Consider the following 23,212-nt stretch of genomic DNA (forward strand, 5'->3'; position numbering starts at 1 on the left):
CTAGTTTAGTCTTGCTTATAACAAAGCGACGTTTGTTAAGCGCTGTTCCCCCGCTGTGCTACGGTGACTCTTTGCCACTAACCGGAAACTATCGTGAACGCTGAGAAGACTCGGACCCGTTCAGGAACGTGTTGTGCGCGACCGGAACCAGATAACGGGTGCAGGTGTCACGTCCGGAATCGATTTTGCATTGACCGTAGTGGCCGATCTTATGGGACACGAAGTTGCGCAGGAGATACAACTTCAGATGGAGTATGACCCCGAGCCTCCTTATCAAACCGGGTCGCCGCGTACCGCACCCGTTTCACTGGTCGAAGCGACCCGCCAAAAGATCGCGTCATTCATCGAACATCGCAGGATAGCTACCGAGCGCGCGGCTGGACGCCTTGCGGCCCTCCCATAGTGGCCGCACGCTGCCCGACGCATGTGACTCAGTGCCCCCTGAGCGGTCCTCCGCCCTTCTCGTTAGCGGACGGACCGCAGCAGGCCGGATTGCCGACTTTGTCGCCGGTGTGTCCACACAACGAGCGGTCGGTCGGACTTCTCGAAAACAGCCGTTCGAAACATAGACCGCCTTACGGCGCGCCATGGCTTTACGGTCATCCTCGATAAATATAAAAGCAGGACCACCGATCTGGCCGGCCCCGCTCCGCCGATCCTGCTGTAACTGCTAGCGCGCCCGAGCGCTACGTATCATCGCCGCCAGGATATATCCGGCAATTCGCGGATTCTCCTTGATTCGCCGGGTGCTGTAACCATACCAATCATGACCGTACGGCACATAGACGCGCACGTTAAATCCTTGCGCAAGCAGAGCATCACGCAGCGGTTCGCATACCCCCAGCAACATCTGAAACTCGAATCGTGACCTGTCAATCCGCTCGCATTGCAGCCAATTGATCAGCACATCGATCAGTTGCGCATCGTGCGTTGCAATGCCCACGAACGATCCGGCCTGTATTGCACTCGAAACATGCCGAACGAAATGCGTGTTGATCGCTGCCCGATCCCTCGATGCACGGTCGACGAGATGCTCGGTTGCCTCTGCATAAATTCCCTTGCAAATGCGCATGCGGCTCTTGCGTGCCTGCAGCGGAACGATGTCACCGTTCGTGCGCGTCAAATACGCTTGCAGTGCAATTCCAACTGGAAATCCGTCGGCTTCGAGCTTTACGAACGAGTCCAGCGTTTTCTGGGTGCAACTGATGTCTTCCATGTCGATGCACGCGCTGATTCCGTGCGATGCTGCCGCTCGCAGAATCGCCGTGACCCGCGCCATGCACGCGTCTTCGTCGAGATGCAACCCCAGCGCGGTCAATTTTATCGACAGCTCGGTGGACTCATTCTGCGCGCCAAGCGCCTGAACGAGATCGAGATAATCGCGAGTCATCGACTCTGCCTGATCCGGCAACGACGCGGTCTCGCCCAACACATCGACGGTCGTTCGGAAGCCTGCTGCATGGAGCGCGTGAATGCGCGTGCAAGCATCGCAAAGCGTTTCGCCAGCAATATAGCGGCGGGAGATCTTACGGATCAGCGAACGGGGAACGAGCGGGATAGCGTGAGCCGCCATCGTATTGAGAATACGCATGTTGTGGTCTCGTGAAAATGCAGTCGCGCGAATCTGAATGCGATAAGTCGATTCGAGCGACATCTCCGGACTGTTATTGACAACAGGTCCGGGACGAACGCCAAGGTAGATGCAATCGCTGCATCGACACAGGCTTTCAGTGCGTTTTCGAGGGAGGCCAGGCAGCTGCGTACATTGTTCGCGGGAGTCTTTATCAGTTCATTACGGGGTGAGTCAAGCCTGCTTTCGTTATGTCAGTCAGGCAACGTGAATCGTAGCACGAAGGAACGGTGGTCATGATCCAGTGCGCGTTGCATCGGGGCAGTTAAGTTTCGACGTCGACCTTACGCAACCTGACCCATTCGTCTGCCACCTCGCCCATGTTCCTGGGTACTCCACTTTTAATCCAGGCCATGAAGGATCGATCGAACCTGAACGTCTCACCACACTCACTCGTCAGAAACCGGCGAACGTTCTGGGTGTTCTTGTAAGTCTCGTCAATTTTAGTGGCCCGGTTAATCGGGCCTCGGTGCCAGTCAAATTTCATAGAGACTCCCCATCTTAAGGGTTGCTGTGGAAGAGACCAGCAGGAAACTGGCCGCGCCATGGCAGTGATTTGCGCGTCCATGCGGAAGCCTCGCGAGCAGCGAGCACGATTCCGCTTTGATAACAGCGCGTTTTTTGACGCGTTGACGACAAAAAAATTTTCCTTTAACTTCGAAACCGTTAAAGGCAGCGCTCCTCTGATCTCACAGAGGATATCGGGTTGGCGTGCCCGTCCAGCAAAAAGGTGATCGCGATGAGCGACAACCCTGTTGGGCCGGCGAACACTTCTTCGGCCCAGACAAGCGACGGTGTGGCACCCCTGACCGTCATCAGGAATGCCTGCGTACTGACGATGGATCCCACGTGCCCGCAGCATGCATGTGCGGACATCGTCATCGAGCACGGCAGGATCCGCGAAATTGCCCCAGATGCCTCTCTAGGCATAGGCGATGCGCACGTCGTGATAGACGGCGCCGGGCACCTCGTCATGCCGGGTCTGATCAACGCACATTTCCATTCGCCCACCAATTTTCTGAAGGGCGCGCTGGACAGTCTGCCGCTCGAGCTCTTCATGCTCTATGAAGTGCCTGCGACGCCTGACGCAGCGGTATCGGCCCGCGGCGCCTACGTCCGCACGCAGATTGGCGCCGCCGAAATGCTGAAGCTCGGCGTCACGTCGGTGCAGGACGATGCGTTCTTCCTGCCGGCACCGAGCCACGCCGAAATCGACGCGGTAATGAGCGCCTACCGCGATATCGGTATTCGGGCGACTGTGGCACTCGACCAGCCTAACCTGCCTGAAATCGCCAAACTCCCGTTTCTCCGCGACCTCGTTCCGGATGAACTCAGAGCGCGGCTCGAAGCTCCCGCGCCCATGCAGACGGACGACCTGCTGCGCCACTATCGCTATCTGATCGATACGTGGCATCAATCCAGCGATGGACGCCTGCGCGCCGCTGTTTCCTGTTCAGCACCGCAGCGCGTCAGCGTCGATTATCTGCGAGAACTGGACACGCTCAGCCGTGCCCACGATCTGCCGTTTTACATCCACATGCTCGAGACTCGCCTTCAGCGCGTTTTTGGCGAAGTGTGTCTGAATGGCCGCTCGCTGATCCAGTATGTCGACGACCTCTCGCTTCTGTCTGAACGCATGAATGTCATCCACGCCGTATGGATCGACGACGACGACATTGCTCTGCTAGCGCGCGCCCGTGCCCAGGTGATTCACAACCCGATCAGCAACCTGCGACTCGGCAGCGGCGTCATGCCGTTCCGGCGGCTCGCACAAGCGGGCGTTCCGATTGCGCTGGGATCCGACGAAATCATCGCGGACGACGCGGTCAACCTGTGGTCGGTCATGAAAACGGCCGCGCTGATCCACACAATCGGCGATCCGGACCCCCAACGCTGGCCCGTGGCTGACGAAATCCTTCAGTGCATGTTCGACGGCGGCGCCACGGCGATGCGTCAGCGTCATCAGCTCGGGCGTATCGCGCCGGGGTTTCAGGCCGATCTGGTCATGCTCGATCTGGATACGCTGCCGTTCACCCCGCTCAACGATATCGCCCGCCAGCTTGTGTATGCGGATGCAAGCCGCGCAGTCGTCATGACGATGGTTGCGGGTCGCGTGGTGATGCGGGACGGCAAGCTTCTGACCATTGATGAACCCGCGCTGCGGCAGGAAGCACGCGCCATCATGGCGGCCGCCGCCGGTCAGCGCGAAACCTTGACGCGCGAAGCCGCCGAATGGCTTCCGTACTATCGCGCCATGTACCAGAAGTCACTCGCTGTCGATGTCCGCATGAACCGGTGGGTTGGCGACGCCAATCCCGCTCGTAGCTGATTCTTCCTCGTCGCAGTTTCAATCTTGACCATTCGTTAGGGGTGCATTCTATGTCACATCGTCTCAACTATAGAACCGCCGCTCGGGCGGCCATGTTTGCGTTCGGTCTGATCGCAACCACCCAGGCCGCCCACGCGGAAGACAAAGCGATTCGCGTGATATGTAACAACTGGTCCGGATTCGCACCGGTCTTCGTAGCGGGCGACCTTGGTTACTTCAAACAGCTCGGGCTGAAGGTCACCGTCAAGTTTGACGACGAGCAGGCAGACGCGCTGGCAGGGATTGCCCATGGCGATATTGAAGTAGACATGCGTACAGTCGACGACTATCAGCGTCGCCCGCGCAGCCCCTCGACGCCGGGGGTCATGATCGGCACCATCGACGAGTCCAATGGTGGAGACGGCGTGGTAGCGGACGGTTCGATCCAGAAGGTCAGCGATCTGAAGGGAAAAGTGGTGGCAATGGAGACGGATATTCCTGCCTACCTCCTCCTGCAACTTGAACTGAGCAAAGCCGGGCTCAGCTATAAGGACATGACGATCAAGCAAACTGCGGGATCTGACGCGCTATCGGTGTTCTCAGACCATAACGTTGCGGCGATCGGGACGTTCCAACCGTTCATGAACAAGGCAATCACGCTAGACGCGAAACGCGGCGCTCATATTCTGGTTTCATCGGCAAGCTATCCAGGTACGATTGTGGACGCAATCATCGTCAACCAGTCAAAACTCAAAGCCGACCCGCTCGTCTACAAGAACTTCCTGATCGGCGTGTACAAGGCGATTGCGTATTACAACGCCGAGCCGGCTGACTTCATCCGTCTTGCCGCGCCTCACTTCAACCAGAGCGGCAAGGACTTCAAGGCAAGCATCGATGGAAGCCTTTCCTACACGTCGCTCGACACGGCGAAGCACTATCTTGGCGCCACTGACAAGCCCGGCTCCATCTACAAGACCTTCGATACGCTGATGAAGCTAAATCTGGCGAACGGTGCATCGGACCATACGCTGTCGGCCGCCGGCTCATTCGACGGTTCGCTTTTGCAATCCATCTCGGCTACCGACCTCAAGTGATCAAACCGCTTCCAAACGCCTTCTCCTTTCGCGGAAGCATCAGTCGCCGGGCCAATATTCTCATTGGCTTCGGCGCCAGCTTCGCAGTCTTGCTGGTGTGGCAGATGTCGTCATGGAGCGGGTGGGTCGATCCGACCTTTCTGCCGTCGCCAGTCGAGATCGCCCACAGCCTCTTGACCATGACCCTCGAAGGGCAAATCATTGGCAACGCACTGGTCTCGATCGGGCGCATTCTCACTGCATTTGCGCTGTCGGCGGCGATGGCGATTCCCATCGGCCTGTTGATGAGCAGCTATCGTCCGGTTAACGCCGCGCTCGAACCGATCGTGGATTTCATCCGGTACTTGCCGACGCCGGCGCTGGTGCCGATCAGTATCATCTGGTTCGGTGTCGGAGAGGAAACAAAGATCTTCCTGCTGTGGCTAGGAACGTTCTTCCAGCTAGTCTTGCTGGTAGTCGACGACGCTAATCGCGTTCCAAACGAGTACATCGAGATCGCGCGTACGCTCGGTGGCCGCCCGTTCCAGATTCTTACGGATATCGCCTGGCGATCGATGCTGCCCAATCTGGTCGACAATTTGCGCATTACACTCGGCTGGTGCTGGACCTACCTGATCATTGCCGAAATCGTGGCCTCCGACAGCGGTTTGGGCTTCGTCATATGGAACGCACGCCGTTACATGCAGACAGACCAGGTCATGGCTGGAGTGTTTGTGATCGGCATGATTGGACTTGTCAGCGACCAGGTCATTCGCGCGCTTCATCGACGGCTGTTCCGATACCTCAAGAGTACTGATTGATGAACATTCGAACTACCGAGTATCTTGTTTTCGACGGGGTCACCAAGCTCTTTGGCGGGTTGCCCGTCGTGGAAAAGCCCTTTGATCTGACTATCCCACGAGGCCAGTTCGTCGTATTTCTAGGGCCCTCCGGTTGCGGCAAGACGACACTGATGCGAATGTCAGGTGGGCTCGATACGCCGAGCGCCGGCGAAATCCGGCTTGAGGGCGAGCCGGTCGGCAAGCCCGACCAGCGACGTGGCATGGTGTTTCAATCGTACTCGTCGTTTCCCTGGCTGACCGTCAGCCAGAATGTGGCCTTTGGCATGCGCTACCGGGCCGACCTTGGCAAGGACGAAAAGCGCCGTCGCACCGATCACTATCTTCGCCTTGTCGGCCTTCATGAATTCGCAGGCACTTACCCGAACCGGATATCGGGAGGCATGCGCCAACGCGTCGCAATCGCACGAACGCTTGCTGCGGGTTCCGAAGTGCTTCTGATGGATGAGCCATTCGGCGCTCTCGACGCGCAGCGGCGGGAGCAGCTCCAGGTGGAGTTGCGCCGCATTCAAAGTGAGGAGGTGCGCACTGTCATCTTCGTCACTCACGATGTCGAAGAAGCAGTCTTCCTTGCTGACAGGATCATCGTGTTTTCACGACGACCCGCACGGGTGCTCGAGGACATCGATGTCACGTCCCATTTGGGTACCACACGCACACTGGCGTTGAGGGATAGCGAAACATTCTTCCATATGAAGACGAAGATCATTCAGACGGTTCGCGAGATGGCGGAGAACACATAGTAGAGCGATATTTTCGTTCGAACGCGGCCATCGATGGACGCATCGTTGGCCATGTATGATTCCGGGCGACACCCCGTCAAAGGAGTTCGGCAATGACAGATGCAGTGAACCCGATGGAAGTTTGGGCACCGTTCGGCACGTTCTCGATGGCGGTCATTCAAGGCGATGGGCATATCGTGCACCTGAAAGGCCAGGTGTCACTCGATCGGCACGGGCAAGTCGTAGGGCAACACGACATCCGGGTGCAGGTACGACAGGTTCTGGAGAATATTCGCCGTGTCGTAGCGGCGATGGGCGGACAGATGGCTGATGTGATTTCAGTGGTTCAATATGCAACGGACATTGAGGCCTTCATGACCACCGGAGACATCCGGCAAGAATTTTTTGCCGCGCCGTATCCTGTCACCACGACCGTCCAGGTCGAACGTCTATACCGACCTGAACTGATGATCGAGATCGCGGCGATCGCCGAAATTCCTCGCTCACGGTTTCGCCACCCCGAACGAGACGAATAGCCGTTACGTGAGTGGCCTCCTTGGGCGACTGGTTCTAGCCCGGTCACTGCCCTGTGCGAGTGGCGAATCCCAACCCACAAGACACAGATGTGCCGCTCCAAAGCGGTCGTCGAGACCATCGCCTGATTCAGAAGAAACTCAAGGAACCGAGTGTGTTCGCTCACTAAAGCATTCGAGTCAACGGACGCGAAATCGACGGGCAATACATAAATGTCTAGACAGACTGCGCTATCGAGACGGTAGCGGCGCCGATCACGACGCGCTGTCAGATCGACTACCGCCCGCTGACTCGATCCCGCGAAGCATGAGATCGATTCCGGCGAGAAAATCGACACGGTCGTCGTGAACGCGCAACTGTCTGGCTACGTTGCGGGTGAACGGGTACTCATCCGGATCGAGCTGAGACCACGCAGTCGACACCTCGTTTAGAAAGTTGGATCTATCGAGGCCTTGCTCCCGAGCGAAATGCGAGTTCGCCGCGTTCTGTCCTCCGACGCCAAGAATGTAGCTCAGCAACGCGGACACCGTTGCCCACTCTTCTTCGGCCCGCACACCAAGAGCGCGCAGTTGCTGGCCAATGCGTTCGAGAACCCGCACCGTCGGCAACTGCCCGGGGGCACGTGTCAGCGCTGAGCCAACCCACGGATGCTCGTCGATCGCGTCGAACATGGCCAGAGCGAGCGCGCGAATGGTTGCTTTCGGCGTCGAGCCGTCCACGGGCGCACTCATCGTGCGAGCGACGATGGCGTCGCACGCGGCAGTCAGAAGATCGCTCTTGCTGGAGATGTGCCAGTAAATAGCACCAGGACCGGTGGCGAGCCGCTCGGACAGAGCGCGGAAAGTCAGCCCCCGCTCTCCGCCGCAATCGAGGAGCTCGATCGATGCCGCAACGATTTGACCGGGCGAGAGCGATTCCTCCCGGCGTTGAATGCTACGTACTTTTTTTGCCATGCTTCATCTTGACACTTATGGAATGTTGTTCCAATATTACCATGGAACGATGTTCCAAACCGCTGCCTGCAGTACAGACATGTAGCGATCTCCGATCACCAGGGAAACAGGGAAACAGGGAAACAGGGAAACAGGATGAATACTTCAGTAGCGATCATCGGTGCGGGGCTGGGTGGATTGACTCTCGCGCGGGTGCTTCACGTCCATGGCATCTCTGCGACGGTCTACGAAGCAGACGCCTCGGCAAACGCGCGAGCGCAAGGGGGCATGCTGGATATCCACGAAAACAACGGACAGCTCGCACTTAAGGCAGCGGGACTCTTCGATCAATTCCTTGAGATCATTCATGCTGGCGGCCAGGCAACGCGGGTACTCGACAAGGATGGCAACGTCCTGTTTGAAGATGCCGACGATGGCACAGGCGGTCGACCTGAGGTACCCAGAGGAGAGCTTCGCCGGATTCTGCTCGACTCACTGCCTGTCGGCACGGTCCGCTGGGGACACAAAGTCACGGAGGTGTCTGCGCTCAGCGGCGGACGGCACGTGTTGACCTTTGCTAACGGCGCAGCCGTGACTGCCGATCTTCTCGTCGGGGCCGACGGTGCCTGGTCGAGAGTTCGTCCACTTCTTTCCGAGGCGAAGCCGGTGTATGTCGGCACCTCATTCATCGAGACATGCCTGTTTGACAGCGACACCCGTCACAAGGCGAGCGCGGAAGCTGTTGGCGATGGCGCCTTGTTTGCGCTGGCGCCGGGAAAAGGCATCGCCGCGCACCGCGAGCCCAATGGCGTGCTGCACACGTACGTGGAGTTGAACAAGTCCAGGGACTGGATTGACAGCATCGACTTCTCCGATCCGGCAATTGCGCTGGCCCGTGTTGCCGAGGAATTCGACGGCTGGGCTCCGGAGCTGACAGCGCTCATCACCGACGGTGAGACTGACCCTGTGCCTCGTCCTATTCATGCGCTCCCGGTCGAGCACCGATGGGCTCGCGTGCCCGGGGTGACTCTGCTCGGCGATGCGGCGCACCTGATGATCCCGTCAGGCGAAGGGGCCAATCTCGCAATGTTCGACGGCGCCGAACTTGGGAAGGCCATCGCAGCCAACCCAGGTGACTTTGAGGCCGCACTGATCGCGTATGAAAGGGACCTTTTTCCCCGCAGCGCGTCCGAAGCCGCGGAGTCAGAAAGAATCCTCAACGTGTGTCTCGGCCCCAACGCGCCTCAGAGTCTGGTTGATTTCTTCAGCGAAAACCAGCCCATCAAGTAGTTGTCCTGCCGGCTTAATCGTTTTCTCAGGAGGGTGTCGGAAGGCAACACAGACACACGCGATTGGGACCAGCCCGCTAACACATTGGGGCCCTGAGCCGAGTGCCAACGATTTTAGCGTCCGCGACGATTGTCCGGAGATGGCCGCGTGCGGCCCGAGAGCGGCCAGGTCGATCGTAACGCTGAAGACCCATAGCGGTCGAGCAGCGCTCCGAATTTCTCTTGCGGGAAGCCGCCGGTCGCTAACGTTCGACATGAGCGGCGGCCGAAAGCAAGCGAAGCTTGCTGTTGGACGTCCGCTCGATGGAGCGGTTAGGCGCCATGCCCGAGTTCTTGAGCGAGCCCGATGAGGATTCCTTCGGGACCCCGGATGTAGCAGAGCCGATACGTGTTTTCGTACTGGGCCACTGTGCCGACGAGTTCCGCGCCGCGTTTACCGAGGCGGGCGAGCGTATCGTCGATGTCCTCCACGGCAAACATGACGCGTAGGTAACCAAGGGCGTTCACCGGGGTGCGACGGTGATCGGCGACCACAGGTGGCGCAAGGAATCGGGACAACTCGAGCCGGCTGTGACCGTCCGGCGTACGCATCATGGCAATTTCGACGCGCATGCCGCGCAATCCAGTGACCCCATCTGCCCAGTCTCCTTCGATTGGGGCGCGCCCCTCGAGCTCAAGGCCAAGTTCGGCAAAAAACTCAATGGCGGCATCGATGTCTTCAACCACGATGCCGACATTGTCCATACGCTTCACCGTCATGATGTCTCCTTGGCGCCTGGCTGAAGCGCCGATCGTCACGCTGCCGACCTGAGCTATCGCTCAAGCTCAGGGTTATCCACGCGAGTAGCCGCACAAGAGATTCAGACCTCACCAGGGGCACAGGATAGCTACCATCCGCGATCGTTCGCTGCTGGCCAAACTCTGTCCGATGATGACCGACCTAGTTCGACCCAATTTAGATGGCTGGTGATTGGAAAAGCGGACACTCAACGTCCAGGCTAAGGCCGCGTCCCGTCGGAGACGTCCCTTCGGCGAGCGGGTTAGGCGCCCGTGTGCCCCTGGCGCCGTAGGACGACATGCGTGGCCTTCTCCGACGCTACGAATTCAACGCATTCGTATCCCAGAGCCCGCAAGTCAACCCCTCCAAACAGCGATTCTCCCCTGCCGAGCAGGACCGGCGCGATAGCAATGTGCAGTTCATCAATAAGGCCCTCTCGAAGATACTGCTGGATTGTGGCCGGGCCACCGCCGATCCGCACGTCCATTCCGGCAGCAGCCTCGCGTGCACGGTCGAGCGCCTCGCGAAAGCCTCCGGTTATGAAGTGGAACGTCGTGCCGCCTTCCATCTCGATGGGCGGGCGAGCATAATGGGTCAAGATGAAGACTGGAACGTGATACGGTGGATTGTCTCCCCACCAGCCTTTCCAGTTTGTGTCCGGCCAGTCCCCACGAATGGGTCCGAACATGTTCCTCCCAAGAATCCAGGCCCCAACATTCTGAAAGCTACGGGCGGCGAAATCATCGTCAATCCCGGTCGTACCGCCGTCCTTGCCGAACAAGGTCTGCTGGAACGTGCGTGTTGGGACAAGCCACTGGTGCAGTTCCGTCCCGCCAACGCCGAGCGGATTGTTGATGTCTTGATTCGGGCCTGCTCCATATCCGTCGAGCGAGATGGTGAAGCCCTTAACGCGAACTCGTGTCATCGTTTGCCTCCGTTTAGACGCCTGACGTAATATGGACAGAAAATCTGCATGGTTTGCCGGAACTACGCGAAATATTCTGGCAGCATATTTTTGCTTAACCGTATGTCTTTAAGCGAAATTTTCCGAATTTGTAAGCTGGCATACGGCAGTAAGCATCCACCCAAACACTGCAAGCACTCTGATTGTGTCCATGGCATTGCACGACCGCTTTTGTGGCCGCACTGAGACGACTAGCGACTGCTGCAGTTCGACCGAATCCAATCCACAATCGCGTCTGAATCGGCCGACAATTGAGCGGCTCATGTTAGAAAGAAAGGCTGCGGCTTTGGCCACATGCTTCCTTTGCCACCGCTGCTGCCGGCTATACGTCGACTTGTCAGTCAATTGCATCGGCGGATCGATGCGACAACCTTCGTCATGCGGTCGGTCTCTGCGGCCTGGCAGGCGGCAATTTCCATCGGCACGATGGAACCACCTCCGTTTTCCGCCTCGGCTGACTTCTTGCAACTCGCGTCGCGGCGCTTCTTCCATGCGGTGATTTTCTTTTCCAGACGCGCCTTGCAATCTGGAGAATTCGAGGTCTTATCGTCGATGGCATCCTGCAGCTTCTGCTCGGCAACCACTCTGTCACGCCATGCGCAGAAGTTCAGGCTCATCTGGTTCTCGTCGCAGTTCGCGAGCATGGCTTGCACTTCACTCGCAGGCAATCCGCTTTGCTGCGAGATGACGTCGGCGGGATCAAGGGTGCCGGCAATGGCGGACGAACACGTAAGGGCAAGTGCCAGGAGAACTCGTTTCATCATATCCCCTAGTTGAATGGCGTATTTGCTGCGTCGCAATAGTAGCAAATGCTGAAAGAAGCTCAGGAGGATCAGCAAACATTCTTGCAGTGCAACTAGAAGGCGAACGATTAAGGTTGGTGCGCCGTTCGCTTTTTTTGACGCCACCTGTCCGTCAGCATGCGGCCCGAGCGTCATTGTAATGGCGGCCCAATGCAATTCACCCGCCTTAACCCCATGACGGAGGCTCATATGCAATACCTATTGATGATCTATTCGGAAGAAAACGGCTGGAACCAGTTGACCGACAGCGAGCGGCAGCAAGGGGTTGCCGCATATCAGGCGTACACCGAATCGTTGAAAAAAGCGGAGGCGCTGATGGGCGCCAACCGGCTGCAGAACACGAGCACAGCCACTACGGTGCGGCTCGTCGACGGCAAGCCGCAGGTGCTTGACGGACCGTATTCCGATTCGAAGGAGCAGCTCGCCGGCTACTACCTGATCGACGTGCCCAACCTGGACGCGGCGATAGCGTGGGCGTCGCGTTGTCCCGGCGCGGCGCACGGCCTCATGGAAGTGCGCCCGGTCTGGACTGCCCCCTACGACGCGCCATCTGCTGCATGAGCCCGTCCGACGGCGACCGTGACATTGACGGCGCCGCGCATTCGATTGCCGAGGCGGTCGCTCGCCGCAGTTACGGCAAGCTCGTCGCGCTGCTGGCGATGCGCACGCGCGACGTCGCCGCGGCCGAAGACGCGCTGGCCGACGCGTTTGCGGCCGCGCTCGCGGACTGGCCGAAGCGAGGCTGCCCCGCGAATCCCGAAGCGTGGCTGATGACGGTTGCGCGCCGCCGGGCGCTCGACGGCGTGCGTCATCGTCGTGTCGGCGACGAAGTGGTGAACCAGCTCTCGATCCTCGCCGACGAGATCGACGAGCGTGAAGCAGGCATGTTGCCCGACCGGCGGCTTGCGCTACTGTTCGCGTGCACGCACCCTGCGCTCGAGGCCGCGATTCGCACGCCGCTGATGCTGCAGGTGGTGCTGGGGCTCGAAGCGAAGACGATTGCGTCTGCCTTCCTGATGTCGCCCGCCGCGATGAGCAAGCGTCTCGTGCGGGCAAAGAACAAGATCCGTGAAGCTGGCATTCCGTTCAGCGTACCGGAGCGCGAGGAGTTGCCCGGCCGGCTCGCTGCGGTGCTGGAAGCGGTCTATGCGGCGTATGCGGAAGGGTGGACCGATCCTGTCGGCGGCGATGCCGGGCAGCGCGATCTCGCCGACGAGGCGCTGTTTCTTGCACAACTGCTCGTCGAACTGCTGCCCGAGGAGCCAGAGACGCTTGGTCTGCTCGCGCTGATGTTGTATGCACAGTCGCGGCGCGATTCGCGACGCGATGCGGCCGGCGACTACGTGCCGCTGTCGGCTCAGGATCCGGCGACATGGAACGCACCGATGATCGACGCAGCCAACGCATTGCTGCGGCGCGCAAGCACATTCAACGCAATTGGACGCTTTCAGCTCGAGGCCGCGCTGCAGTCGGCGCACGTTCACCGCTGCCGGACGCATCGCCCGAACTGGGACGAGATTGTGCAACTCTACGATGCGCTGCTCGCGATCGCGCCGTCGCCGGTGGTCGCGGTGAACCGCGCTCTCGCGCAGGCGGAACGGGACGGTCCGCAGGCGGCGCTCGACGCGCTCGAGCCGTATGTGGACGATCCGCGGCTGGCCGACTACCAGCCGTACTGGGCCGCGCGTGCTGATCTGCTCGCGCGTGCCGGCGCGACGGCCGAAGCGCTCAGCGCGTACGATCTCGCCATCGGACTCGAGCGCGATCCGGCCGTGCGCCGGTTCCTGCAGCGCAAGCGCATCGAACTGTCATCGGCGAGAAGTTAGATTGGTGCGTTGCGTTTGCCGCGCGAGGTTGCAAGCCTCGCGCTGACGCGGCTCAGACCCCGCGCTGCGCGGCCAGGACCGTTCCCCCCGCTTAATGAACGTGCCAGCTGAGGAGCAATGTAGCGCCATGCCAGATGCGTCTGCGGATAGCCGTGCAACAGGAGTACTAGTGGTCCAGAGCCGCTAATCACGCCGTTAAAGGAGACATCTCCTGCGTCGACCTGGAGACCGCAGAAACCCGGGAAATGGTCACGCGATTCATGACGGAGGGTATCAGTTGACATGTGTTCCTCTCGTTTCGGAAGTCGACTCAGTGCGCCACGGCGGTATCAATGAAAGCGGCCAGATCGTGATTGAAACGATCCGGCTCTTCAATGAAAGGCGCGTGACCCGAATTCGCGTACAGCTTGGTTTGAATGTGTGGATCAAGTTCCTTCGCCCGGGCAATCGCACCGCTAGTATTCACAAGCGCGTCGTGTTCGCCATAGAGCAGCAACACAGGCACTCTGGTTTTGCTCAAGCCCTCGGAAGCGGCGACAGTCATCGACTGAACTCCGCTCTGCATGTCCCACGACGCCATCGCTGCATTTGCAAGCAGACGCTCCGTTGTGGACTTGCCGGGCTGCGTATGGAAACACAGGCCGAGAAATCTGCGCTCGCCATCGAGGTGTGTCTTGGCAGATTCAGCGCATGATCGCAACCGGTTTCAGTTTGGCTGATATCCGCTCCTTTCCCGACTGCATGCGCATGATCGAAGGCGCGGGTTCATGTCCCGAAACCTCCGATGCGCAGCGCAAACGGCTGGCCTCGATCGAACGCCAGATAGCGGACCTCGAACGCCGTCGCGCGCGCCTGCTTAAGACGCTGGCTGACGGGGCTGTTCCACCCTTAGACTAATTTCCGCGAAACGGACCGGGTAAAGCGCGATATAACGACGCGAACGGCCGTTGTACCCTTGGCAACAGTCATTCACGACGGAGCACGTCGATCGGCCGTTGTGGTTGCGAGGACGACGAACCATGCGCACATGCTCCGGAAAAGCGCCCTAAACGATACCGTCCAACGCCTTGGCAAGCCTGGCGACCGCGCCTTCGACGTCATGCAGTTTGTCCAGGCCAAATAATCCGACTCGGAAGGTCTTGAAGTCTTCAGGCTCGTCGCATTGAAGGGGAACGCCGGCCGCGATCTGCAAGCCGGCATCAGCAAATTTCTTGCCGGATCGTATGCCGTCATCGTCGGTATAGCTGACCACGACGCCCGGAGCCTGAAAACCTTCAGCCGCCACGCTTTTGAAACCCTTGGCAACCAGGAGTGAGCGAACGCGCGTGCCGAGTTCAGCCTGCTCCGCTCTCACTTTGTCGAAGCCGTATGCCTCGGTTTCCTTCATGACGTCGCGCAGCGTCGCGAGACTATCCGTGGGCATCGTGGCGTGGTACGCGAACCCACCGTTCTCGTAGGCTTCCATAACCTGCAGCCACTTGCGAAGATCGCAAGCGAAACTGGTGCTGGCTGTTGCGTCGATTCTTTCGCGGGCGAGAGGACTGAGCATGACCAGTGCGCAGCAGGGTGATGCGCTCCATCCCTTTTGCGGTGCGCTGATCAGGACATCAATGCCACTGGCCTGCATGTCCACCCAGATCGTACCGGAGGCGATGCAATCCAGTACAAACATGCCGCCGACGGCATGAACAGCGTCGGCCACCGCGCGCAAATAGGCATCAGGCAACATCATCCCGGATGCGGTTTCGACATGCGGCGCAAAGACCAGATCCGGCTTGTTTTCCCTGATCGCAGCGACCACTTCTTCAATCGGCGGCGGTGCATACGCGGCCTGCCTTCCTTGTTCGACCGGACGCGCCTTCAACACCATCGATTCAGACGGAATGCCGCCCATGTCGAAAATCTGCGACCAGCGGAAACTGAACCAGCCATTGCGAATCACCAGACACTTCTTGTTCGTCGCGAACTGCCGGGCGACAGCTTCCATGCCAAATGTCCCGCTGCCCGGGACGATAATGGCCGACTTCGCGTTGTAGACTTTTTTCAGCGCGCTGGAAATATCCCGTACGACTCCCTGAAAAAGCTGCGACATATGGTTGATGGATCGGTCGGTGTAAACGACTGAGTATTCGAGGAGTCCCTCGCGGTCGACATCGGGGAGTAACCCTGGCACGTTCGCCTCCGGTAATAGACAAATAAAAGAATCGAAAACAGATTCTAACGAAAGCCACCTGCACCGGCATCGGCCGAGACGCCCCGTCCAATTTGAGCTGACTGAGCCGGCCCGGTCGGCAGTCCACGCGTGGCTTGAGAAGGCCGCCCTGAGGCCAGAGCAGTACCTTTCCCAAGTCGACTATCCGCATTCCCACATCTTTCAACCAGGCAATATGCCCGGATGATACGCCGATGGGCGGGCGTAGCTGGACTTGATCCCACAGTCTATGGCACACATTCGACGCGCCGCACAAATCGATGTTGCAAACGGGTTCGCGAGACCGCTTTCCGCCGCGGCTATCTTCGTGCGAAGCGGGCAAGTTATTGCCGTTCGCCCATCTTGCGAAGCCGTCACCCGAATGACTGGAGCGTCCGAGACCCGCCCGATAACCGTCGAGCGCAGTTCGGCTATTGCCGACGGTGTGGCGGCTTGGGTTGTAGGTCAGCAATGGGCGGATTGTTGACGGTGACGGCGTCGAGCAGCCGGACGGCCGCTTCCTGTATCGGTGAACTCATACTCTCGGTCCTGAGCGCTCAGACGACGCGTCATTCTGAATAGTCGATGCTCCGTTCATCGCCACGTAGTACCCGTTACAGGCGTCACGCATCACGAACGACCAATAGCTTCTACGGAGCAGGTTGGCCGAAATATGGAGCTGAAAACCTTCCTCACCCATGAACCGGCTTCCGGTTCCACTTCGTTGCACCTACACTCACTGAAAGTTTTCCGATTACTTAATCATGCCAAGCGATGACCGCGCTACGGGCGGGTCATCAAATATTCTGCCACTGCCTGGTAGGCGGGCAAGGCAGTCGGATCGTTCGCCGCATTGCTTGCGCTCGGATGTGAGCTGAAACGCGCGATCACCATTTGCGCAGCAGGATCGACGTAGATCGCCTGCCCGTGGACGCCGCGCGCCATGAACGCACCGTGATCATTGTGCGTGATCCACCACATGCCGCTGTAGCTCCATCCCTTGAGCAGCCCATAGCCTGCCTTTGCAAATGCGACTTTGTCACCACCCGCACGGATGTGGTCAATCGCAGTCTTTGGCACCAGCCGCTTACCGTTGATCGTGCCCCCTTCCAGCATCAGTTCACCGATCCGCGCCATGTCGCGCAAGCCGGCATTGAAGCCTCCGCCGGCATAGGGTGTTCCAAGGGAGTCAACGGTGTAGTAGCCGTCCTGTTCGGCACCCATGCGGCTCCAGATTCGCTCCGCAAGCAACTGGGCAACCGATTTTCCGGTCTTGCGTGCGATGATCCATCCCAGCGTGTCGGTATTGACTGTCTTATAGGCAAAGGCCGCTCCGTGCTCACCCTGTTTGCGGACGGTCTCGAGATATTCCCAATAGGTTCGCGGCCCCTTGTAATCGCCAGGCCGGGGAAGCGGGCTTCCGGCCGCCGAATAGCTCCAGACTTCCGCCTTGGGATCGGCATAGTCCTCGCTGTATTGAAGTCCGGTCGTCATATCCAGCACCTCGCGAACGGTGGCGTCGCCAAAGGCACTCTGCCGCAATTCGGGCACGATGGTGTCGACGCGTGCATTGTCATCAATCACGCCTTCTGCGACGAGCATTTCGCCGAGCAATCCGGTCAGCGATTTTGTCACCGACATCGCTCCATGCTGTCCGGTCGCGTCGAGACAGCCGGCATAGCGCTCATAAACCACCGCGCCCTTGTGCAGCACGATGATCCCGTCCGTGTAGTTGGCGTCGTCAGTAGGTGGACGCCGAACCTGGCCTTTAGTATGCCACTGAAGGCTCGAGGAGTTGCCGCGGCGGCATGGGATCGGATGGCCCGGTTGCGCGAGAGCCTGACCGCAAAATGACCGCACCTGGCAAACTAAGTACGAGTGTTCTTATGCGACCGCCTTGCGCAACGATTCAGTGGGCGATCAACGTCGATCTTTTTGACCCTTGATCCGCGCGGCGCAATCAGGCAGTAACCGCTAGAATTGCGGCTTTAGCCCGGAATACGCCAATGTCTTTTGCCTCGCTTGGCCTGATCGATCGCTTGCTGCGTAATCTGCAGGACCTCAATTACCAGACACCTACGCCGGTGCAGGCCAAGGCGATTCCTGCTGTGCTCAGTGGCCGCGACGTCATGGCTGCGGCACAGACCGGCACTGGCAAAACGGCGGGTTTTGCGCTGCCGCTGTTGCAACGGCTAGTGCAACACGGCCCGGCGGTCCCCAGCAACCGCGCGCGCGTTCTGGTGCTGGTGCCCACGCGTGAGCTGGCCGAACAAGTGCTGCAAAGCTTTATCGATTACGGCAAAGGCCTCGACTTACGATTTCTGGCCGCCTACGGCGGTGTGAGTATCAACCCGCAGATGATGACGTTGCGCAAAGGCGTGGATGTGCTCGTTGCCACGCCGGGCCGTTTGCTGGATCTCAATCGCCAGAACGCAGTGCAGTTTGATCAAGTACAAACGCTGGTGCTGGATGAAGCCGACCGCATGCTGGATCTGGGCTTTGCGCGCGAACTCAACGCCGTCTTTGCCGCCTTGCCCGTTCAGCGCCAGACCCTGCTGTTCTCTGCCACGTTTACCGATGATATCCGCGCCATGGCGGCGGGCATTCTGCGCGGCCCGGTCAATATCAGCGTCAGCCCGCCCAATGCCACGGCCAGCAAGATCAAGCAGTGGGTGGTGCCGGTGGATAAAAAGAACAAGCCGGACCTCTTCATGCACCTTGTGGCTGAGAACAACTGGGAGCACGCGCTGGTGTTCGTCAAAACCCGCAATGGCGTGGATTACCTGGCGGCCATCCTGGATGAAGCCGGCTATTCGGTCGACACCATCCACGGCGACAAACCGCAACCCGCGCGCCTGCGTGCGCTGGAGCGCTTCAAGACGGGCGAAGTACGTATGCTGGTAGCCACCGATGTGGCTGCACGCGGGCTGGATATCGACGACCTGCCGCTGGTGATCAACGTTGATCTGCCGATCGTGGCGCAAGACTACGTGCACCGTATTGGCCGTACCGGCCGCGCGGGCGCCAGCGGCGTGGCGGTGTCCCTTGTGTGTGCCGATGAAGCGCCGCAACTGGCCGCGATTGAAGCGCTGATCCGGCAAACGCTGCCCCGTGAAGAAGAGCCGGGTTTTGAAGCCGAACACCGTGTGCCGCAAACTAGCGCGACGGGCCAGATCATCAAGAAACCCAAGAAGCCTAAGAAGCCCAAAGTGCCGCAAGTTGCGCCGGGCGCCGCGCAGGTGCTCAGCAAAAAACCGCGCCCGCAAAGTGGCGAAAACAAACGCAAGCCTGCAGCGCAACGCGCTGTGGCCGCGGGTAAAGGCACAAGCTTGTCCAGCGGTAACCCATTCAGCGTGCAAAAGCCACGCAGCAAACCCGCCAGCAAGCCAGTTGCGGGTTCAGGTAAGCCGGCTGGTGGCCGCGGCAAACGCCAACCCTGATCCGTGAGCACCCGCTTGCGCCACCTTCTCAAGATCAAACGGCGTATCCCTCACCCTCTTCCCCGTCAACCTGAACACCGCATTAGCCACAGCCGGCGCCACCGAAGGACTCGACAACTCTCCCACTCCACCCGGTTTCGCCGGATCGCCTTGCACGATCAAAATATCAACCTCCGGCATATCACTCATCCGCATCACGCGATACGTATCGAAGTTCTTCTGCTCAACCTGCCCATGCCGAATATCGATGCGATCCGCCGTCGCATGCCCTAACCCCCACATCAGCCCGCCATACAGTTGTTCTTCAACCCCACCCGGCGACACAGCCAACCCGCAATCCGCGACACACGTCAGCTTCTCAACCACCACCGCATCGCCCTTGCGCACCACCCGCGCGACCACCGCAACATAGCTGCTATACGCCTGATTCGTCGCAACACCCAATGCCGTACCGGCAGGCAACGCCTTCCCCCACCCGGCCCGCTCCGCCGCCTCGCGCAACACCGCCTTATGCCGCGGGTCCTTCATATGCGCAAGCCGAAACTCAACCGGATCACGCTGCCCAGCATGCGCAGCCTCATCCATAAACGACTCCACCGCGAACACGTTCGGGATATAACTCACCGCCCGATACCAACCCGTCGGCACACCCGTCTCATGCCGCACCCAACCAAGATCGACATGCGGCGCATCGTAAGCGAACTCATATTTGCTGATCGCTTCAGTCGTGCTGTAGTCCATCCGGTCCGGACGATCAAAATACCCCGGCTCCCATTGTTCCGGCGAGGCAGGCATCACAGCGCGCAATTGCAACGTGGTCAGATTGCCGTGCGCATCGAGTGCAGCTTTGCCACGGTGATAACTCGCCGAGTGATAGAACAGCGCGCGCATTTCGTCTTCGCGGCTATTCATCAGCTTGACCGGTTTGCCAACTTTCAACGCAAGCCACGTCACCTCAAATAACCAGTACTTCGATTCCCGCGAGCCGAAGCTGCCGCCCGAAACAAGCTCATGCAGCACCACACGCTCAGCAGGAATCCCGCCGATCACCTCGGCCGCTTCCTGCACCGTGGAAGGCACTTGCAATCCCCCCCAGTACTCGATACCACCATCCTTCGCCCACGCGGTGACATTGATCGGCTCGAGCGCATTCTGTGCCTTGTATGGCATCGAATACGACGCCTCGATCACACGTGCGCCGTGCGGCCACGCAGTTTTAGCGTCGCCATGCTGAACGGTCGGCACGACATGCGAAGCGGGATCGTCGAGCCACGCGGCCTGGCGCGCGGCGAGCGTGGTGCTGTCGAACGTTTCGAACGGACTATCTTCCCATTCGACCTGCAGCGCGGCCTGACCCTTGTGCGCTGACCAGTAGTCGTCAGCCAGCACGGCCACGCCAGCCTGATTGCCGCCGAGAAGGTCCGGACGGCCAGGAATCTGCAACACCTGCCGCACGCCCGGCACCGCCAACGCGGCTTTGGCATCGACGCTGCGCACGCGTGCGTCGATAACCGGCGCACGCGTGACGACGGCAACCAGCATCCCCGGCAACGAGACATCGATGCTGTACGGAAACGCGCCCCTCGCTTTCAGATCGGCACCGCGCTTTTTCTGCAGCTTACCGATGTATTTGAACTGCGAAGGGTCTTTCAACACGACGTCTTTCGGCGCAGGCAATTGCGCCGCCACGCTCGCCAACGATCCGTAGTTCGCGCGCTTGCCGCTCGCCTTGTCAATAACAAAGCCGTTTTCCGTCGAACACGCGGACGGCGCCACGTTCCATTGTTTCGCGGCGGCTTCGATCAACATGGCACGTGCGGTTGCGCCCGCACGCCGCAAGCGATCGTACTCAAGCGAGACGCTGGTACTGCCGCCTGTCGAGAACACTTTCCACAGCGGATGAATGTAATCCCCGTAGAACGGATTCTCCGGCGTAATCACATCCACACGAAACGGATCGACGTCGAGTTCTTCAGCAACCACCGCAGCCAATGCGGTACGCGTGCCGGTGCCGGAGTCGTGCTTGTGGACTACCAGTTTGATTGTGTCGTCAGGCAACACGCGCACCCACGCGTTCGGTTCGAACTCGCCTGCTTGCGGTTTTGGATCGCCGCTTACGTTGGCGTCTTTCGCAAAAGCCTCCGGAAGTTGAAAACCGATCGCGAGGCCCGAAGCCAGCAATGCCGAACTCTGTTTGATGAAATGTCTACGCGCCGCACCGTGTGCGCTGCCCAGCGCTTGTTTGTCGTTGCGCATTCAAGCCTCCTCTTCCGTCGAGGTGCAAGCAGAAGCGCACTTGGGCTCGACCCACGTGACGGACGCGAGCGCCGGATCGCCGGAAGCCGCGCGTTTGATCGCCTTGCGAATGCGTGAATAGGTGCCGCAGCGGCAGATGTTGCCCGACATGGCGGTGGCAATCGTTTCATCGTTGACGGTCGGCTTGTCCTTCAGAAACGCCGCGGCCTGCATCAACTGCCCCGATTGACAGTAGCCGCATTGCGGCACGTCTTCCGCGACCCACGCGAGTTGCAGCGGATGCTTGCCGTCTTTCGACAATCCTTCGATCGTCGTGATGTGCTTGCCCGCCACGGCTGCAATCGGCAGCAAACAGGAGCGCACGGCCTCGCCTTCCAGATGCACCGTACACGCGCCGCAGAATCCGCCGCCGCAGCCGAATTTCGTACCGGTCAATTTGAGCCGGTCGCGCAACACCCACAACAGGGGCATGTCTTCCGGTACATTGTCGAGCGAGTGCCGCGTGTCGTTGACCACGATCTCGATCATGCGCTGTCTCCTGAATGTTGTTGTGCAGCGCGGTGTGTGGTGCGTGCTACAAAGGCCGCGTGCTTGCGGCCATTATTGAAAGCCGTTAAGCACAACGCCAGCGACGATTTCTTCCATCATCCGTAAGTCCGGCTAACACCTATGTTGAAGCGCTACCCTTCGATCCAGTCGATGCAGGCTTTCCTGCAAGCGGCACGCGTCGGCAGCTTTTCGAGCGCTGCGCGCCAGTTGTCGCTCACGCATAGCGCGATCAGCCAGCAGATCCGTACGCTCGAAGAGTTCGTCGGCCAGCCCCTATTCGTGCGCGAAGGCGGCGGCGTGGTGCTGACGGACGCCGGCGTGCTGTTTGCAAATCAGTTGACCGATGGTTTCGAGCAGATCGATCGTGCGTTGTCGTCGGTGAAAGAGCGCACGGTCAAGCAGTCGATTACGCTCGATGTCGACCCCGAACTCGCGCAGAGCTGGCTGGTGGCGCGCTTGCCTGCTTTGCTCGGCGCGTTGACCGGCACGTCGTTGACGGTGCTGTCTACGCCGCGTCACGACCGCAGCGCGTTCGAGCGCGTGGATATTGCGTTGCGGTATGGGTATGGAGAATGGGACGGTTTCGAGAACGCGCTGATTTGCGGCGATAGGTTGACTGCCGTAGGTTCGCCCGCGCTTCTCGAGGCGCGTGGGCTGAGCGTGCCGCTCACGCCGGAACAGGTGCTCGATTTACCATTGCTCGGCTATACGAAACGCTCGTGGATTCCGTGGCTCACCGCGGCTGGGATGCCCGCCGTTGAACCGGATGCCGTAGCGGTGTTCGACAACGCCGCCGGGTTGATTGCAGCGGCAAGCGCAGGGATAGGCGCTGGTCTGGCGCGCGGTCTGCTGGCTGCGGACGCACGGCGCGAGGGGCGCCTGGTCGAACTCACGGAAGTAGAAATTCCGACGCATTACAACCTGTATGCGGTATGGCCTCGAGAGAAAGCGGCGCGCGTGACGCCACTGATCGAAGTGATTCGCGAACTGGTCGCGCAGACGGTCGGCGCGCCTTAGCGCTCACCGCTCATGGCACCCTTCGCGCCCATGCTGACTC

19 protein-coding genes and 4 pseudogenes are annotated in these 23,212 nt (G+C 59.6%); 11 read left to right on the forward strand and 12 right to left on the reverse strand.

Annotated elements, in window-relative coordinates; all coding sequences use genetic code 11:
- Positions 1-670: 670 nt before the first annotated feature.
- Together ACUN0E_RS05015 and ACUN0E_RS05020 are read right to left on the reverse strand one after the other, a co-directional pair.
- Positions 671-1,591, reverse strand: a complete 921-nt coding sequence (locus ACUN0E_RS05015; RefSeq protein ID WP_445565828.1) for a proline dehydrogenase family protein — start codon at positions 1,589-1,591, stop codon at positions 671-673.
- A 304-nt stretch (positions 1,592-1,895) separates the two neighbouring features.
- On the reverse strand, positions 1,896-2,198 hold the full coding sequence (locus ACUN0E_RS05020; RefSeq protein ID WP_445565829.1) for a DUF6434 domain-containing protein: 303 nt from the start codon (positions 2,196-2,198) through the stop codon (positions 1,896-1,898).
- Positions 2,199-2,369: 171 nt separating this feature from the next.
- Between ACUN0E_RS05020 and ACUN0E_RS05025 the strand changes: the two genes are divergently transcribed.
- The 5 genes from ACUN0E_RS05025 (at position 2,370) to ACUN0E_RS05045 (ending at position 7,129) form a co-directional block, all read left to right on the forward strand.
- The gene (locus ACUN0E_RS05025; RefSeq protein WP_445565830.1) at positions 2,370-3,959 is read left to right on the forward strand and encodes an amidohydrolase family protein; all 1,590 of its coding nucleotides are present in this window, start codon (positions 2,370-2,372) and stop codon (positions 3,957-3,959) included.
- A gap of 50 nt (positions 3,960-4,009) precedes the next feature.
- On the forward strand, positions 4,010-5,032 hold the full coding sequence (locus ACUN0E_RS05030; protein WP_445565831.1) for an ABC transporter substrate-binding protein: 1,023 nt from the start codon (positions 4,010-4,012) through the stop codon (positions 5,030-5,032).
- Entirely contained in the window at positions 5,029-5,832 is an 804-nt protein-coding gene (locus ACUN0E_RS05035) for an ABC transporter permease (RefSeq protein WP_445565832.1), read from the forward strand. Before ACUN0E_RS05030 ends, ACUN0E_RS05035 begins: the two co-directional genes overlap by 4 nt.
- The gene (locus ACUN0E_RS05040) at positions 5,832-6,614 is read left to right on the forward strand and encodes an ABC transporter ATP-binding protein (protein ID WP_445565833.1); all 783 of its coding nucleotides are present in this window, start codon (positions 5,832-5,834) and stop codon (positions 6,612-6,614) included. Before ACUN0E_RS05035 ends, ACUN0E_RS05040 begins: the two co-directional genes overlap by 1 nt.
- A gap of 92 nt (positions 6,615-6,706) precedes the next feature.
- Positions 6,707-7,129: a RidA family protein gene (locus ACUN0E_RS05045; protein WP_408234110.1), complete on the forward strand. Its 423-nt coding sequence runs from the start codon at positions 6,707-6,709 to the stop codon at positions 7,127-7,129.
- 252 nt (positions 7,130-7,381) lie between these two features.
- On the opposite strand, the gene ACUN0E_RS05050 is transcribed toward ACUN0E_RS05045, so the two are convergent.
- On the reverse strand, positions 7,382-8,080 hold the full coding sequence (locus tag ACUN0E_RS05050) for a TetR/AcrR family transcriptional regulator (protein ID WP_445565834.1): 699 nt from the start codon (positions 8,078-8,080) through the stop codon (positions 7,382-7,384).
- Between the two features lie 135 nt (positions 8,081-8,215).
- Here ACUN0E_RS05050 and ACUN0E_RS05055 point away from each other — a divergent pair, with 135 nt between their 5' ends.
- Entirely contained in the window at positions 8,216-9,349 is a 1,134-nt protein-coding gene (locus tag ACUN0E_RS05055; protein WP_408508436.1) for an FAD-dependent oxidoreductase, read from the forward strand.
- Between the two features lie 311 nt (positions 9,350-9,660).
- On the opposite strand, the gene ACUN0E_RS05060 is transcribed toward ACUN0E_RS05055, so the two are convergent.
- The 3 genes from ACUN0E_RS05060 to ACUN0E_RS05070 form a co-directional block, all read right to left on the reverse strand.
- Positions 9,661-10,107 carry a VOC family protein gene (locus tag ACUN0E_RS05060; RefSeq protein WP_445565835.1) on the reverse strand — a complete coding sequence of 149 codons (447 nt, stop codon included), beginning with the start codon at positions 10,105-10,107 and terminating at the stop codon, positions 9,661-9,663.
- Between the two features lie 281 nt (positions 10,108-10,388).
- A complete protein-coding gene (locus ACUN0E_RS05065; protein ID WP_445565836.1) occupies positions 10,389-11,051 on the reverse strand; it encodes a dihydrofolate reductase family protein in 663 nt (220 codons plus the stop codon).
- 380 nt (positions 11,052-11,431) lie between these two features.
- Positions 11,432-12,082: a lysozyme inhibitor LprI family protein gene (locus ACUN0E_RS05070; protein ID WP_445565837.1), complete on the reverse strand. Its 651-nt coding sequence runs from the start codon at positions 12,080-12,082 to the stop codon at positions 11,432-11,434.
- Here ACUN0E_RS05070 and ACUN0E_RS05075 point away from each other — a divergent pair, their 5' ends adjacent.
- Both ACUN0E_RS05075 and ACUN0E_RS05080 read left to right on the forward strand, forming a co-directional pair.
- Positions 12,083-12,454 (forward strand): YciI family protein, encoded by a 372-nt coding sequence (locus ACUN0E_RS05075; protein WP_408337788.1) that lies wholly within the window; start codon positions 12,083-12,085, stop codon positions 12,452-12,454.
- Complete coding sequence (locus ACUN0E_RS05080) at positions 12,451-13,719, forward strand: RNA polymerase sigma factor (RefSeq protein WP_445565838.1); 1,269 nt, start codon at positions 12,451-12,453, stop codon at positions 13,717-13,719. Before ACUN0E_RS05075 ends, ACUN0E_RS05080 begins: the two co-directional genes overlap by 4 nt.
- Before the next feature lie 95 nt (positions 13,720-13,814).
- Here ACUN0E_RS05080 and ACUN0E_RS05085 read toward each other — a convergent pair.
- Both ACUN0E_RS05085 and ACUN0E_RS05090 read right to left on the reverse strand, forming a co-directional pair.
- A pseudogene (locus ACUN0E_RS05085) lies at positions 13,815-14,003 on the reverse strand (alpha/beta hydrolase); the annotation flags it as partial.
- Between the two features lie 26 nt (positions 14,004-14,029).
- Positions 14,030-14,395: pseudogene (locus ACUN0E_RS05090) on the reverse strand (alpha/beta fold hydrolase); the annotation flags it as partial.
- 2 nt (positions 14,396-14,397) lie between these two features.
- Here ACUN0E_RS05090 and ACUN0E_RS05095 point away from each other — a divergent pair.
- Positions 14,398-14,616, forward strand: a pseudogene (locus ACUN0E_RS05095) (MerR family DNA-binding protein); the annotation flags it as partial.
- Positions 14,617-14,764: 148 nt separating this feature from the next.
- Here the strand turns inward: ACUN0E_RS05095 and ACUN0E_RS05100 are convergent.
- Together ACUN0E_RS05100 and ACUN0E_RS05105 are read right to left on the reverse strand one after the other, a co-directional pair.
- A complete protein-coding gene (locus ACUN0E_RS05100) occupies positions 14,765-15,892 on the reverse strand; it encodes an aminotransferase class V-fold PLP-dependent enzyme (RefSeq protein WP_408234086.1) in 1,128 nt (375 codons plus the stop codon).
- A gap of 801 nt (positions 15,893-16,693) precedes the next feature.
- Positions 16,694-17,647: pseudogene (locus ACUN0E_RS05105) on the reverse strand (serine hydrolase domain-containing protein); the annotation flags it as partial.
- Between the two features lie 269 nt (positions 17,648-17,916).
- On the opposite strand from ACUN0E_RS05105, the gene ACUN0E_RS05110 reads away from it, so the two are divergent.
- A complete protein-coding gene (locus ACUN0E_RS05110) occupies positions 17,917-19,350 on the forward strand; it encodes a DEAD/DEAH box helicase (protein ID WP_445565839.1) in 1,434 nt (477 codons plus the stop codon).
- Here the strand turns inward: ACUN0E_RS05110 and ACUN0E_RS05115 are convergent.
- Both ACUN0E_RS05115 and ACUN0E_RS05120 read right to left on the reverse strand, forming a co-directional pair.
- Positions 19,309-21,606 carry a molybdopterin cofactor-binding domain-containing protein gene (locus tag ACUN0E_RS05115; protein WP_445565840.1) on the reverse strand — a complete coding sequence of 766 codons (2,298 nt, stop codon included), beginning with the start codon at positions 21,604-21,606 and terminating at the stop codon, positions 19,309-19,311. The genes ACUN0E_RS05110 and ACUN0E_RS05115 overlap by 42 nt on opposite strands.
- Positions 21,607-22,134: a (2Fe-2S)-binding protein gene (locus ACUN0E_RS05120; protein ID WP_445565841.1), complete on the reverse strand. Its 528-nt coding sequence runs from the start codon at positions 22,132-22,134 to the stop codon at positions 21,607-21,609.
- 141 nt (positions 22,135-22,275) lie between these two features.
- On the opposite strand from ACUN0E_RS05120, the gene ACUN0E_RS05125 reads away from it, so the two are divergent.
- Entirely contained in the window at positions 22,276-23,172 is an 897-nt protein-coding gene (locus ACUN0E_RS05125; protein ID WP_408519449.1) for a LysR substrate-binding domain-containing protein, read from the forward strand.
- The last annotated feature ends 40 nt before the right edge of the window (positions 23,173-23,212 follow it).

This window comes from Paraburkholderia sp. D1E (assembly GCF_052682275.1).